We start from the raw sequence: 11866 nt of genomic DNA, 5'->3' as shown, positions 1-11866 counted from the left end.
TCCATCACGGTGAAGCTGATCAACCCGATCGCGATGGAAGAAGGCCTGCGCTTCGCCATCCGTGAAGGCGGCCGCACCGTCGGTTCGGGCGTCGTGGCCAAGATCCTCGACATCTGAGTCGTACGCACAAAGGAATCACCATGGCCACCAAGCAAAAAATCCGCATCCGCCTCAAGGCGTTCGACTACAAGCTGATCGACCAGTCGGCAGCAGAAATCGTCGATACCGCCAAGCGCACCGGCGCGATCGTCAAGGGCCCCGTGCCCCTGCCGACCCGCATGAAGCGTTTCGACATCCTGCGTTCGCCGCACGTCAACAAGACGAGCCGTGACCAGTTCGAGATCCGTACGCACCAGCGCCTGATGGACATCGTCGATCCGACCGACAAGACCGTGGACGCGCTGATGAAGCTCGACCTGCCGGCCGGCGTGGACGTCGAAATCAAGCTCCAGTAAGTACCTTTGCTTACCACCAAAGCCCGATTGCAGCAGTGCAATCGGGCTTTGTTCTTATGTCGCGAGCTGTGGCTGTGGCATCCTAGATCCTAGACAGAGCGGCATCTGCTGCCGCCACGCGAACAAGGGCTCTGTGCATGGTACGAATCTGGTTCTGGCGAGGATTGGCGTTGGCTGCTCTGACGCTGCTCGGCGCGTGCGGCGGAGGTGGCGGTGGGGGCAACCCGGCGGCGCTGGCTCTGAGCGGCGCCAACAACTCCAGTGGGGCGACGGTCACGCTCAATGGCGTTGCGACCTACGACTCGGTTCCCAACGCGACGGGCGCACTCATGTACTCGGCGACCGTGGCGAAGCCGGTTCGCGGCGCCGTCGTGGAAATCGTCGATGCCGCGTCGCCGGCGATCCTGGCCACCACGGCAACGGATCCCAACGGCGCCTATTCCGTTTCCGTGCCCTCCGGCGCCGCTGTCATCGTTCGAGTCAAGGCCCAGATGCTGCAGCGCGGCTCGGCGGGCAGCTGGGATGTCAGCGTCCGGGACAATACCCAGTCGAGTGCCGTCTACGCAATGGAAACCCCAGCGTTCTCCATCGGCGCGGAGGCGGGCACGCGCAATCTTCACGCACCATCCGGCTGGGGCGGATCGAGCTATACCTCGGGCCGAACGGCAGCGCCTTTTGCCGTGCTCGACACGGTCTACGCTGCGCAGGCCAAGGTCTTGTCCGTGGCGCCGAACATGGTCTTTCCTGCACTGCGCGTCTTCTGGAGCGTCAACAACGTGCCTGCAGATGGCAACCCTTCGTTGGGCCAGATCGGTACCACCTACTTCTCGGACGAGGACGGGGCGGCGGCCATCTATGTGCTCGGGAAGGAAAATGTCGACACCGACGAGTACGACGCCTCGGTGATTGCGCATGAATGGGGCCACTACTACCAATCGTCGTTCAGCCGCGACGATTCGCCGGGGGGCAGTCACTCCATGGCGGACAGTCTGGATCGGCGCATCGCGTTTTCGGAAGGATGGGGCAACGCATGGTCCGGCATCGCCCTCGCCCGCGGCAACTACACCGACGCGGTCGGAATGGGGCAGGCGAGCGGGTCCAATGTCGACCTGACGGCGGGCGCCAGTCCCAACCCGGGCTGGTATCGGGAAGCATCCATTCATTCCATCTTGTGGAAGCTGAACAGCATGGTCGGATTCAAGCCGATTCACGATACCTTGACCGCCGTTTCGTTCAAGAGCGGCCTTGCCGTCACGTCCATCCATCCCTTTACTGCGGCATTCGGCTCGGCCGCACCCGCAAGCGCTTCGGCTTTGGCGGCGCTCCTCGCCGCCCAGAACATCAGCGCCGCCGCCAATGATCCGTTCGGCACGATGGAGACGAACAACGGAGGCATCACGGGTGCGGCGAACTCGCTTCCCCTCTATCGCACCGCCACAGTGGGCGGGAGCACGTCTGCGTGTGTGACCAACCAGGCGGGTCTTCGCAACAAGCTCGGCAACTATGTGTATCTCAGGTTCGCCACGCCGTCAGCACGCAACTACACGATCACGGTTGCCGGTCCCCCTGCGTCGGATCCGGATTTCGTCGTCTACAGCGGCAGGCAGATCGCAGAGGCCACCGCCGTCAGCACGACGGAGGCGAGTTCGGTCGGCCTGCCGGCTGGCGAGAGCGTTCTGGTAATCAACGACTTCAACAACTCCTCGGCAGAGACATGTTTCACCGTCACCATTCAATGAGGCGCGGTTTTGCGAACGCCGGACTTCGCGCCGGGGCTGGCGCTGTTGCCGTGCTGTTGGCGCTGAGCGCCCATGAATCGACAATCGCCGACAGCGCTGGTAATCCTCCCGCCACGAAGGCCTCTGGAGCGAAGGGGTCGATGAAGGCCGCCCCCCTGAAGGCCAATGGCTCCGGCATCGTCGTGCGGTTCCGGGTGCCAGATGCGACCTCACAGGCGGGGAAGGCCATCCCGGTGGAACTCAGCTTCGAAGGCATCACCGACCCGAATGGGGCCGTGTTGCGGCTGACCGGCGACGGGGGCGTGTCGCTCGGTACGACCGAGGTGACGCGCACGCTCCCGGCGGGCGTAGCCACCACATTGACGGTGGAGGTCACGCTTGCCGCGGAGGGCGCTGGCTATCTCCATGTTTTCACGACTCAATATGGCGCGACCAGCGCGACGTCGATCCCGTTGCAGGTCGGCAAGGCAGCGTCCGCTCTGCCGGCTAGCGGGGACCTGAAGCAGACGCCCGGGGGCGAAAAGATCCTCCCGATGCCGGTGAAGTAGCCCTCACGGGTCGATTCTCCTCGCCTCTTGCGCCTGCAAGCACTTGCGGGCTATAATCTTCGGCTCTGCCTAAGTTGCGCTCGCCAGAGCGCTATTTGCGCAGAACTTTATCAACCTTCTTCCGCATACCAAACGCTGTCGCCAATTGAAGTGGCAGCGGCGGGAGTTTTGGAGAAAACCAATGAGTCTGAGCAACTCCCTCGGGTTGCTGGGCCGCAAGGTGGGGATGATGCGTCTCTTCACCGATGACGGGGACGCAGTTCCTGTCACGGTGGTGGATGTGTCGAACAACCGCGTGACCCAGATCAAAACCCAAGAGAACGATGGCTACGTCGCACTGCAAGTGACGTTCGGTTCGCGCAAGGCATCGCGCGTGACCAAGCCCGAAGCCGGTCACCTCGCCAAGGCGGGTGTCGAAGCAGGCGAAATCATCCAGGAATTCCGCGTGACCGCCGATACGGCTGGTCAGCACAAGGCTGGCGGCGTCATCGCCGCGGCCAGCGTGTTCGCGGTGGGCCAGAAGGTCGACGTGCAAGGCACCTCGATCGGTAAAGGCTACGCTGGCACCATCAAGCGCCACAACATGAGCTCGCAGCGCGCGTCGCACGGTAACAGCCGTTCGCACAACGTGCCCGGCTCGATCGGTATGGCGCAAGATCCCGGTCGTGTGTTCCCCGGCAAGCGCATGACGGGCCATCTGGGCGACGTCACCGTGACGACCCAGAACCTCGACGTGATCCGTATCGACGAAGCCCGTCAATTGCTCCTGATCAGGGGTGCGATTCCGGGTTCGAAAGGTGGCTTCGTCACCGTGCGTCCGGCCGTCAAGGCCAAGCCGCAAGCCGCTGAAGGAGCGAAGTAATGGAACTCGAACTCCTGAACGAACAAGGCCAGGCCGCGTCGAAGTACGACGCCCCTGAAACCGTGTTCGGCCGTGACTACAACGAAGACCTGGTTCACCAGATCGTCGTCGCATTCCAGGCCAATGCCCGCCAAGGCACGCGCGCCCAGAAGGACCGCGAACAGGTCAAGCACTCGACCAAGAAGCCTTTCAAGCAAAAGGGAACGGGCCGCGCCCGCGCCGGTATGACTTCCTCGCCGCTGTGGCGTGGGGGCGGCCGCGTTTTCCCGAACATGCCCGACGAAAACTTCTCGCAGAAGATCAACAAGAAGATGTACCGCGCCGGCATGGCGTCGATCTTCTCGCAACTCGCTCGCGAAGGCCGTCTGGCCGTGGTCGATTCGATCAAGGTCGACTCGCCCAAGACCAAGGCGCTGGCCGCCAAGTTCAAGGCGATGAATCTCGAGTCCGTGCTCGTGATCGCCGAGGAAGTCGACGAGAACCTGTACTTGGCCTCGCGCAACCTGGTGAACGTGCTCGTGGTCGAGCCGCGTTACGCCGATCCGGTGTCGCTGGTCCACTACAAGAAGGTGCTGGTCACCAAGGGTGCCGTCGACAAGCTCAAGGAGATGTTCGCATGAGCCGCATGAACCCTACTCCCGCACAGCGTCAGTTCGACGAAGGTCGCCTGATGAACGTGCTGGTCGCCCCGATCGTGTCCGAGAAGGCCACGATGGTTGGCGAGAAGTCCAATGCCGTCACTTTCAAGGTGCTGCAGGACGCCACGAAGCCCGAGATCAAGGCCGCCGTTGAACTGATGTTCAAGGTCGAGGTCCAGGGCGTGTCGGTGCTCAACACCAAGGGCAAGGCCAAGCGCTTCGGCAAGTCCATGGGTCGTCGCGACAACGTTCGCAAGGCCTACGTGACGCTGAAGGCTGGTCAAGAGCTCAACCTCGTCGGGGAAGGCGCTTAATCATGGCCGTCATCAAGATGAAACCCACTTCGCCCGGCCAACGCGGCGCGGTGAAGATCTCGCGGGACCACCTGTACAAGGGTGCGCCGCACGCAGCCCTGCTGGAGCCGCAATTCCAGAAGGCCGGCCGCAACAACAACGGTCACATCACGACCCGTCACAAGGGCGGTGGTCACAAGCACCACTACCGCGTGGTGGACTTCGTGCGCAACAAGGACGGCATCCCGGCCAAGGTCGAACGCATCGAGTACGACCCGAACCGCACCGCTCACATTGCGCTCGTGTGCTACGCCGACGGCGAGCGCCGCTACATCATCGCCCCGCGCGGTCTTGAAGCCGGTGCAACGCTGCTGAGCGGTTCGGAAGCCCCGATCCGCGCCGGCAACACGCTGCCGATCCGCAACATTCCCGTGGGTTCGACGATCCACTGCATCGAACTGCAACCCGGCAAGGGCGCGCAGATCGCCCGCTCGGCTGGTACCTCGGCCACGCTGCTGGCCCGTGAAGGCGTATACGCCCAGGTCCGCATGCGTTCGGGCGAAGTCCGCCGCGTGCACGTCGAGTGCCGCGCGACCATCGGTGAAGTCGCCAACGAAGAACACAGCCTGCGCCAACTCGGCAAGGCCGGTGTGAAGCGCTGGATGGGTATCCGCCCGACCGTTCGCGGCGTGGTGATGAACCCGGTCGACCACCCGCACGGTGGTGGCGAAGGCAAGACCGGCGAAGGCCGTCATCCTGTCGACCCGTGGGGCAACCTGACCAAGGGTTATCGGACCCGTAACAACAAGCGCACGCAGGTCTTCATCGTGTCGCGTCGCAAGAAGTAAGGGTTAGCAAATGACTCGCTCTCTCAAAAAAGGTCCGTTCGTCGACCACCACCTCGTGGCCAAGGCCGACAAGGCCGTGACGACCAAGGACAAGAAGCCGATCAAGACCTGGTCGCGTCGCTCGATGGTTCTGCCCGAGTTCATCGGCCTGACCATCGCCGTGCACAACGGCAAGCAGCACGTGCCCGTGTACATCACCGACCAGATGGTCGGCCACAAGCTCGGCGAATTTGCGCTCACGCGCACGTTCAAGGGGCACCCCGCGGACAAGAAAGTCCAGAAGAAGTAAGGAACGACCATGTCTGAAACACGTGCAGTCCTCCGCGGCGTCCGCCTTTCGGTCGACAAGGGCCGTCTGGTCGCCGACCTGATCCGCGGCAAGAAGGTCGATCAAGCGCTCAACATCCTGCAATTCACGCAGAAGAAGGCCGCTGTGATCGTCAAGAAGGTGCTCGAGTCGGCCATCGCCAACGCCGAGCACAACGACGGTGCCGATATCGACGAACTGAAGGTCAAGACCATCTACGTCGAGCAAGGCGCCACGCTCAAGCGCTTCACCGCGCGCGCCAAGGGTCGCGGCAATCGCATCAGCAAGCCCACGTGCCATGTGTACGTGACGGTTGGCAACTAACAGGCCTGGAAGAAATATGGGACAGAAAATCCACCCAACCGGCTTCCGCCTTGCGGTCAGCCGTAACTGGTCCAGCCGCTGGTACGCAAGCAACCGCGACTTCGCCGGCATGCTGGCCGAAGACATCAAGGTGCGTGAGTACCTGAAGAAGAAGCTCAAGAACGCGTCCGTTTCGCGCGTGCTGATCGAGCGTCCCGCCAAGAACGCCCGCATCACGATCTACTCGGCACGTCCGGGCGTCGTGATCGGCAAGAAGGGTGAAGACATCGAGAACCTCAAGCGTGAACTCGGTCGCCAGCTCGGCGTGCCGGTCGCGGTCAACATCGAAGAAGTGCGCAAGCCCGAAATCGATGCCCAATTGATCGCCGACAGCATCACCCAGCAGCTCGAAAAGCGGATCATGTTCCGCCGCGCCATGAAGCGTGCGATGCAGAACGCCATGCGTCTGGGTGCCCAGGGCATCAAGATCATGTCGGCCGGTCGCCTGAACGGCATCGAAATCGCACGTACCGAGTGGTACCGCGAAGGTCGCGTGCCGCTTCACACGCTGCGCGCAGACATCGACTACGGCACCTCGGAAGCCAAGACCACCTACGGCGTCATCGGCGTCAAGGTCTGGGTGTACAAGGGCGACACGCTGGGTCGTAACGACCTGCCGGCCGTCGAAACGCCGCGTCCTGACGAAGAGCGCCGCCCGCGCGGCCCGCGTCGCGATGGCCGTCCTGGTGGCGACCGTCCCGGCTCTGACCGCCGTGGCCCGCGCGCCGGTGCCCGTGGTCCGATCGGCGGCAACGTCGCTCCGGCCGATGGCAGCGACAAGCCCGCAGAAGCCACTGGTGCCGCCCCCGCGGCTCCGGGTGCAGACTCGAAACCCGCCGTTAAGCGCGTCCGCAAAGCCGCGCCAGCTGCAGCAGCTGACGGTGCCAAGACCGAGTGATCGGTCTTAGAACTACGGAGTAAGAAACATGCTGCAACCTGCACGCAGAAAGTTCCGCAAGGAACAAAAGGGCCGCAACACCGGCATCGCGACCCGCGGCAACGCGGTGTCGTTCGGTGACTTCGGCCTGAAGTCGATCGACCGCGGCCGTCTCACGGCCCGTCAGATCGAAGCCGCACGTCGCGCGATCTCGCGTCACGTCAAGCGCGGTGGCCGCATCTGGATTCGTGTGTTCCCCGACAAGCCGATCTCCCACAAGCCCGCAGAAGTGCGGATGGGTAACGGCAAGGGCAACCCCGAGTACTACGTCGCCGAAATCCAGCCCGGCAAGGTGATCTACGAGATCGTCGGCGTTCCCGAAGAACTCGCTCGCGAGGCCTTCCGTCTGGCCGCTGCCAAACTGCCGCTGCGCACGACCTTCGTCGCACGCCAGCTCGGCGCCTGATCGAGGAGAACACCATGGCAACACGTAAGAAGAAGGAAGTTGCGGCTCCGGCCAAGACTTCGAAGGCTGCCGAGCTGCGCAACAAGGACGTTGCGGGCTTGCAAGCTGAAATCAAGGATCTGCAGAAGGCCCATTTCGGCCTGCGCATGCAGAAGGCCACGCAACAGCTGTCGAACACCTCGACGCTGCGCGTGACGCGCCGCGACATCGCTCGCGCCAAGACCATTCTTGCTCAGAAGCAGCAAGAAACCCAAGCCGCCAAGTAAGGAGTGAACATGACGGAAGCTAAAAAATCCCTCAAGCGCACCTTGATCGGCAAGGTGGTCAGCGACAAGCGCGAGAAAACCGTGACTGTGCTGGTCGAGCGTCGTGTGAAGCACGAGCTCTACGGCAAGATCGTGGCCAAGACGAGCAAGTACCACGCCCATGACGAAAAGGGCGAGTACAAGCTGGGCGATACCATCGAAATCACCGAAAGCCGGCCGATTTCGAAGTCGAAGAACTGGGTCGTGACCCGGTTGGTCGAAAAGGCCGTCCTGGTCTGATCGCAGGCAAACACAGCCCCATGAAAAACGGCCCACAATGTGGGCCGTTTTTCTTTTTAGGAGCAGTAGATGATCAAAGTTGGCGACACCCTTCCCCCGGCGACCCTGCAGGAGTATTCGGAAGTCGAGGGCGAGGGTTGCAGCATCGGCCCGAACCCGGTCGAAGTGACCAAGGCCGCGGCCGGAAAGACCATCGCGCTGTTCGCGCTGCCCGGCGCTTTCACGCCCACCTGCTCCGCCAAGCACGTTCCGGGGTATGTCCTGCACTTCGAGGATTTCAAGGCCGCAGGCGTTGATGAAATCTGGTGCGTCAGCGTCAACGACGCCTTCGTCATGGGCGCCTGGGCTCGCGACCAGAAGACTGGCGCCAAGGTCCGTATGCTGGCCGACGGCAGTGGCGCCTTCGCGAATGCAACCGGTCTCACGCTCGACCTGACCTCACGCGGCATGGGCGTTCGCAGCAATCGCTATTCGATGCTGGTGAAGGACGGCAAGGTCGCGACCCTCAACGTCGAAGCCCCCGGCAAGTTCGAAGTGAGCGACGCCGACACCCTGCTGGCCCAGGCAAAAGCCTAAACCCCGCTCCCCCAATGCCAGGAACACCGCGGCACCAGCTTTGCTGGGCCGCTGGTGTTGCCCCCGGCAGGGGGTGGGCGGCCACACGAAGTGGGCAAGCCTGGGGGCGAGCTAAAGTTCTGTTTTGAGGTAGTGCGACCCGGCAATTGGGTTGTGATAGTAGGGCGGCACGTCCACGAACCCCAGGTCTTCGTAGAGGGCTCTTGCGGATTCCATGTCGTCGAGCGTGTCGAGCAGCACGCAGGCATAGCCGGCGCCGCGCGCAGCATCCAGGATGGCCTCGGCCAGTTGGCGCCCGAGCCCTACTCCGCGAAACGCCGGCCGCACGTACAGGCGCTTCATCTCCGCAGCATTCGGATAGTCGGCTGTATCCAGCGGGCGCAGTGCGCAGCAACCCGCCACGTACGCCAAGCCGCCTGTAGCCCGTTGCAAAGGCTGCGCATCGACCGGAACCGCCGTGTCACTCACGTTGACCAGCGCCAAAAGCAGCGCGCCCCGCGGCTCCGCGTAGTCGCCCGGAAGATTGGCGAGTTCTTCATCGAAGTTCTGAAACCCGAGGTCGATGCCGAGCGAAGCCGCGTAGTCCCGGAAGATCGCGCGCGCAGCCTCCAACTCGTGCGGCTCGTCCGGTGTCATGAGCACGATCTCCGGCGTATCCGCCAATGGCAGCGGGCGTGAAACCGAGTGGCTCATACGCGCAACGATGCAATCCAGGTCGCGATCCCCGCACAGGCGGCGAACACCGCGAAGGCGAGCAGGCGCGACGCCACATCATCCCGGCTCGGCGCCGCGCTTCCGTCGATGACCAGCTTGTCGCCGGTGATCATCGGACGCACCAACCGGTGCCGCTTGATAACGACATAGAACAGCACGGCCAGCACGTGGAGGCTGACGAGCGTGATCACGGTCCACTTGCCCACCGTCGTGTGCCAAGTGCTGGCAGCGCTGACGACCGAATTCGGGACGAAGCGCGTCAGCGGCCCCGAGGCCGAGACTTCGTCGTCGGCCACCAGTCCTGTCGCGACCTGGGCGATCAGAAAGCCCAGCAGTGCGAACACCGACAGGGCGCCCAACGGCGAGTGACCTATGAGGTGATCGGGATGGCCCCGCCCCCGCAGGTAGGCCACGACCGAGGTCGGGGCGTAGAGGAAAGCGGAAAAACGAGACCATCGCCCACCCACGAAGCCCCAGACCAAGCGAAACAGCAACAGCGACAACACCGTGTAGCCGAGCCGGTAGTGCCACTCCATGATGCCGCCGAGGCCGGTCGCGATCAGGCCGATCACGGCCGCTGCCAGGACCCAGTGGAAGAGCCGCGTCGGCAGATCCCAGACCCGTGTGCGAGACGCGCCGGCGTCCGCCAGGCCCCGATGGCGGGCGGCGGGCTCGAAGGAGGCGGTCATCGGCGAGGTCTTGGCATGGCGGCGGGACGTGCAGATTAGCAAACTTCCGGCGCCGCGCGTTCTGCGGGTTGTCTCTAGTCGTGAGCGGCGGCAAATCCCTAAACTGACCGCAGCGCCGTACCTCGCGACGCGACCACAAGAAGGAGACACGATGAAACGAGTGATCCTGATCACCCTGGCTGCCGCATGCGCCGCCATTTCCGCCCCGGCCGCTGCGCAGTTCGCCAAGACTGAAGACGCGATCAAGTACCGGCAAAGCGCGATGTTCATTCAAGGCCAGCACGTGGGGCGCCTGGGTGCCATGGCCGCCGGCCGTGTGCCGTACGACGCTGTGGTGGCGGTGTCCAACGCGGAGGTGGTGGCCCAGATATCGCGATTGCCCTGGGCCGGTTTCGGACCCGGTACCGAAGGAGGCAAGGCCAAGCCGGAGATCTGGAAGGAACAGGCCAAGTTCAAGGAACTCAGCGAGAGGTTGATGGGCGACACCGACAAGCTGCTGGTCGCCGCGAAGGCCGGCAATCTCGATGCGCTGAAGACCGCGATGGGAGCGGTCGGGGAAACCTGCAAGACCTGCCACGACACCTTCAGGAACAAGTAGCTCGACGAAAGCCAGCGCCTTCCGCCCGAGCGCCAAATTGCCAGAAACACTGCGGAACCGGCTCTGCCGGGCCGCCGGTGTTGCCCCCGGCAGGAGGTGGGCGAAGCGACGCGGAGTGCGCGAAGCCTGAGGGCGAGCCTGTTTTACGCCTCGGCGAGGAGCTTTTCGATGAGCTTGTGGAGTTCGGCGAAGTCGGGTTCGCCTACGTAGCGCTTGACGATTTCGCCGCGCTTGTTGACGACGTAGGTGGTGGGGGTGAGCTTCACGTCGCCCCACGCCTGGGCGACGGCGCCGGTGTTGTCGATCGCGACCTTGAACGGCAGCTTGCGCGTTTCGACGAAGTTGACGACGTAGCTGGGCGGGTCGTAGCTCATGGCCACGGCGAGGGTGTCGTAACCCTGGCTCTTGTATTTGTCGTAGGTCGCGATGACCTTGGGCATTTCGGCGACGCAGGTGACGCAGCTCGTAGCCCAGAAATTGACCAGCGTCACCTTGCCCTTGAGGTCCTCGCTGGACTTCTTGCTGCCATCGAGGAGCACGAAGGTCGAGGCGGGCGCCGCGGAAACCCCTGTGTTCAGGTACACGCCGACACCGACGGCCAAGGCGAGCGCGGTTGCGGCAGCGTAGATGACTTTGTTCATGGTGATCGAGGGAGGCGGTTGATTTTAGTTCCCATCGCCTGACCGCGTCCGGACCTGGGCGCAGGGCTGTTCGGCATGCGTTCGATAATCGATCTCCCGATGCCCTTTCCCTCAACCTCCCGTCTCGCGGCCATCGCCTTGGCTGCCGTCGCCTTCGCGTGCAGCCCCACTTTCAACTGGCGCGAAGTCCCGGTCGGGGACGCCGGCGTGATCGCGCTGCTCCCCTGCAAGCCCGACCGCGCAACGCGGCAGTTGCCGCTCGGCACTGACGCAGTGGCCGTCGACATGGCGGGCTGCAAGGCCGGGGGCGCCACCTTCGCCGTGGCGCACGCCTCGGCCGGCAGTGTGGCGCAGGCCGAAAGCTGGATGCGAGCTTGGCGGGCGGCGACGGCCCAGCAGCTTGCGGGCACGCCGGTCGCAGAAACTTCGGCAAACCTGCCTCGGGCATCGACTTTGGTCGCGCCGGTGCGTCTCGATACCCAAGGGCCCGCGGGAGCCGGTCACGCCGAGGCGGCTCACGTCCTGTGGTTTGCTCAGCAGCGTCCGGACGGCATGGCCCTCTACCAGGCGACGGTGCTGGGAACGCCGTCGTCGTTCGACGCGCTCCAGACGTTCTTTGAAGGATTGAGACTACCGTGATCCGGGAAACGCGAAGGGGCGCTCATGACCGGTTTGTGGGATGCTGCGTGTTGTCCTATTTCTACATC

19 protein-coding genes and 1 pseudogene are annotated in these 11866 nt (G+C 63.6%); 17 read left to right on the top strand and 3 right to left on the bottom strand.

The features are described from left to right. From QTI04_RS21020 to QTI04_RS20950, 15 genes and pseudogenes are all read left to right on the top strand, one after another. Positions 1 to 117, top strand: a pseudogene (locus QTI04_RS21020) (elongation factor Tu); the annotation flags it as partial. A 23-nt stretch (positions 118 to 140) separates the two neighbouring features. Further along, complete coding sequence (rpsJ, locus tag QTI04_RS21015; RefSeq protein ID WP_028250951.1) at positions 141 to 455, top strand: 30S ribosomal protein S10; 315 nt, start codon at positions 141 to 143, stop codon at positions 453 to 455. Positions 456 to 784: 329 nt separating this feature from the next. Further along, a complete protein-coding gene (locus QTI04_RS21010; RefSeq protein WP_286617411.1) occupies positions 785 to 2194 on the top strand; it encodes a hypothetical protein in 1410 nt (469 codons plus the stop codon). Positions 2195 to 2334: 140 nt separating this feature from the next. Then, positions 2335 to 2742: a hypothetical protein gene (locus QTI04_RS21005; RefSeq protein ID WP_286617409.1), complete on the top strand. Its 408-nt coding sequence runs from the start codon at positions 2335 to 2337 to the stop codon at positions 2740 to 2742. Positions 2743 to 2923: 181 nt separating this feature from the next. Then, positions 2924 to 3604, top strand: coding sequence for a 50S ribosomal protein L3 (gene rplC / locus QTI04_RS21000; RefSeq protein ID WP_286601426.1), 681 nt, complete (start codon positions 2924 to 2926; stop codon positions 3602 to 3604). Beyond that, positions 3604 to 4224, top strand: a complete 621-nt coding sequence (rplD, locus tag QTI04_RS20995) for a 50S ribosomal protein L4 (RefSeq protein WP_286601427.1) — start codon at positions 3604 to 3606, stop codon at positions 4222 to 4224. Before rplC ends, rplD begins: the two co-directional genes overlap by 1 nt. A 5-nt stretch (positions 4225 to 4229) precedes the next feature. Beyond that, positions 4230 to 4556, top strand: a complete 327-nt coding sequence (gene rplW / locus QTI04_RS20990; RefSeq protein WP_286601920.1) for a 50S ribosomal protein L23 — start codon at positions 4230 to 4232, stop codon at positions 4554 to 4556. 2 nt (positions 4557 to 4558) lie between these two features. Beyond that, positions 4559 to 5383: a 50S ribosomal protein L2 gene (gene rplB / locus QTI04_RS20985; protein WP_028250945.1), complete on the top strand. Its 825-nt coding sequence runs from the start codon at positions 4559 to 4561 to the stop codon at positions 5381 to 5383. A gap of 10 nt (positions 5384 to 5393) precedes the next feature. Beyond that, a complete protein-coding gene (gene rpsS, locus QTI04_RS20980; RefSeq protein ID WP_007838132.1) occupies positions 5394 to 5672 on the top strand; it encodes a 30S ribosomal protein S19 in 279 nt (92 codons plus the stop codon). Between the two features lie 9 nt (positions 5673 to 5681). Then, positions 5682 to 6014 carry a 50S ribosomal protein L22 gene (rplV, locus tag QTI04_RS20975; RefSeq protein WP_019657678.1) on the top strand — a complete coding sequence of 111 codons (333 nt, stop codon included), beginning with the start codon at positions 5682 to 5684 and terminating at the stop codon, positions 6012 to 6014. A 16-nt stretch (positions 6015 to 6030) separates the two neighbouring features. Further along, on the top strand, positions 6031 to 6951 hold the full coding sequence (gene rpsC / locus QTI04_RS20970; protein WP_286569496.1) for a 30S ribosomal protein S3: 921 nt from the start codon (positions 6031 to 6033) through the stop codon (positions 6949 to 6951). Between the two features lie 28 nt (positions 6952 to 6979). After that, complete coding sequence (rplP, locus tag QTI04_RS20965; protein ID WP_028250943.1) at positions 6980 to 7396, top strand: 50S ribosomal protein L16; 417 nt, start codon at positions 6980 to 6982, stop codon at positions 7394 to 7396. A 14-nt stretch (positions 7397 to 7410) separates the two neighbouring features. Further along, positions 7411 to 7662, top strand: coding sequence for a 50S ribosomal protein L29 (gene rpmC, locus QTI04_RS20960; protein WP_286601428.1), 252 nt, complete (start codon positions 7411 to 7413; stop codon positions 7660 to 7662). A 9-nt stretch (positions 7663 to 7671) separates the two neighbouring features. Further along, entirely contained in the window at positions 7672 to 7941 is a 270-nt protein-coding gene (gene rpsQ, locus QTI04_RS20955) for a 30S ribosomal protein S17 (protein ID WP_126837987.1), read from the top strand. Between the two features lie 69 nt (positions 7942 to 8010). After that, positions 8011 to 8517 (top strand): peroxiredoxin, encoded by a 507-nt coding sequence (locus tag QTI04_RS20950; RefSeq protein ID WP_286601430.1) that lies wholly within the window; start codon positions 8011 to 8013, stop codon positions 8515 to 8517. 111 nt (positions 8518 to 8628) lie between these two features. On the opposite strand, the gene QTI04_RS20945 is transcribed toward QTI04_RS20950, so the two are convergent. Both QTI04_RS20945 and QTI04_RS20940 read right to left on the bottom strand, forming a co-directional pair. Further along, entirely contained in the window at positions 8629 to 9210 is a 582-nt protein-coding gene (locus QTI04_RS20945; protein WP_286601431.1) for a GNAT family N-acetyltransferase, read from the bottom strand. Further along, complete coding sequence (locus QTI04_RS20940) at positions 9207 to 9920, bottom strand: cytochrome b/b6 domain-containing protein (protein ID WP_286617407.1); 714 nt, start codon at positions 9918 to 9920, stop codon at positions 9207 to 9209. Before QTI04_RS20940 ends, QTI04_RS20945 begins: the two co-directional genes overlap by 4 nt. A 151-nt stretch (positions 9921 to 10071) precedes the next feature. Here QTI04_RS20940 and QTI04_RS20935 point away from each other — a divergent pair, with 151 nt between their 5' ends. Then, a complete protein-coding gene (locus QTI04_RS20935; protein WP_286617405.1) occupies positions 10072 to 10518 on the top strand; it encodes a cytochrome c in 447 nt (148 codons plus the stop codon). A 143-nt stretch (positions 10519 to 10661) separates the two neighbouring features. Here the strand turns inward: QTI04_RS20935 and QTI04_RS20930 are convergent, their stop codons facing one another. After that, entirely contained in the window at positions 10662 to 11159 is a 498-nt protein-coding gene (locus tag QTI04_RS20930; protein ID WP_286617403.1) for a TlpA disulfide reductase family protein, read from the bottom strand. Between the two features lie 99 nt (positions 11160 to 11258). Here QTI04_RS20930 and QTI04_RS20925 point away from each other — a divergent pair, with 99 nt between their 5' ends. After that, positions 11259 to 11798 (top strand): hypothetical protein, encoded by a 540-nt coding sequence (locus QTI04_RS20925; RefSeq protein WP_286601436.1) that lies wholly within the window; start codon positions 11259 to 11261, stop codon positions 11796 to 11798. Positions 11799 to 11866 lie beyond the last annotated feature (68 nt).

The organism is Variovorax sp. J22R115 (genome assembly GCF_030317005.1).
Lineage (GTDB): Bacteria > Pseudomonadota > Gammaproteobacteria > Burkholderiales > Burkholderiaceae_C > Variovorax.
Note: the sequence above shows the minus strand (reverse complement) of the source record. Positions and strands in the feature narration are given on the sequence as shown.

Coding starts and splice junctions, on each gene's coding strand:
- rplB (WP_028250945.1), top strand. CDS start 4,559: ATGGCCGTCATCAAGATGAAACCCACTTCGCCCGGCCAACGCGGCGCG.
- QTI04_RS20930 (WP_286617403.1), bottom strand. CDS start 11,159: ATGAACAAAGTCATCTACGCTGCCGCAACCGCGCTCGCCTTGGCCGTC.
- QTI04_RS20925 (WP_286601436.1), top strand. CDS start 11,259: ATGCCCTTTCCCTCAACCTCCCGTCTCGCGGCCATCGCCTTGGCTGCC.
- rpsC (WP_286569496.1), top strand. CDS start 6,031: ATGGGACAGAAAATCCACCCAACCGGCTTCCGCCTTGCGGTCAGCCGT.
- QTI04_RS20935 (WP_286617405.1), top strand. CDS start 10,072: ATGAAACGAGTGATCCTGATCACCCTGGCTGCCGCATGCGCCGCCATT.
- rplW (WP_286601920.1), top strand. CDS start 4,230: ATGAACCCTACTCCCGCACAGCGTCAGTTCGACGAAGGTCGCCTGATG.
- rpsS (WP_007838132.1), top strand. CDS start 5,394: ATGACTCGCTCTCTCAAAAAAGGTCCGTTCGTCGACCACCACCTCGTG.
- rpsJ (WP_028250951.1), top strand. CDS start 141: ATGGCCACCAAGCAAAAAATCCGCATCCGCCTCAAGGCGTTCGACTAC.
- rplD (WP_286601427.1), top strand. CDS start 3,604: ATGGAACTCGAACTCCTGAACGAACAAGGCCAGGCCGCGTCGAAGTAC.
- rplV (WP_019657678.1), top strand. CDS start 5,682: ATGTCTGAAACACGTGCAGTCCTCCGCGGCGTCCGCCTTTCGGTCGAC.
- QTI04_RS20940 (WP_286617407.1), bottom strand. CDS start 9,920: ATGACCGCCTCCTTCGAGCCCGCCGCCCGCCATCGGGGCCTGGCGGAC.
- rpsQ (WP_126837987.1), top strand. CDS start 7,672: ATGACGGAAGCTAAAAAATCCCTCAAGCGCACCTTGATCGGCAAGGTG.
- QTI04_RS21010 (WP_286617411.1), top strand. CDS start 785: ATGTACTCGGCGACCGTGGCGAAGCCGGTTCGCGGCGCCGTCGTGGAA.
- rpmC (WP_286601428.1), top strand. CDS start 7,411: ATGGCAACACGTAAGAAGAAGGAAGTTGCGGCTCCGGCCAAGACTTCG.
- QTI04_RS21005 (WP_286617409.1), top strand. CDS start 2,335: ATGAAGGCCGCCCCCCTGAAGGCCAATGGCTCCGGCATCGTCGTGCGG.
- QTI04_RS20950 (WP_286601430.1), top strand. CDS start 8,011: ATGATCAAAGTTGGCGACACCCTTCCCCCGGCGACCCTGCAGGAGTAT.
- rplP (WP_028250943.1), top strand. CDS start 6,980: ATGCTGCAACCTGCACGCAGAAAGTTCCGCAAGGAACAAAAGGGCCGC.
- QTI04_RS20945 (WP_286601431.1), bottom strand. CDS start 9,210: ATGAGCCACTCGGTTTCACGCCCGCTGCCATTGGCGGATACGCCGGAG.
- rplC (WP_286601426.1), top strand. CDS start 2,924: ATGAGTCTGAGCAACTCCCTCGGGTTGCTGGGCCGCAAGGTGGGGATG.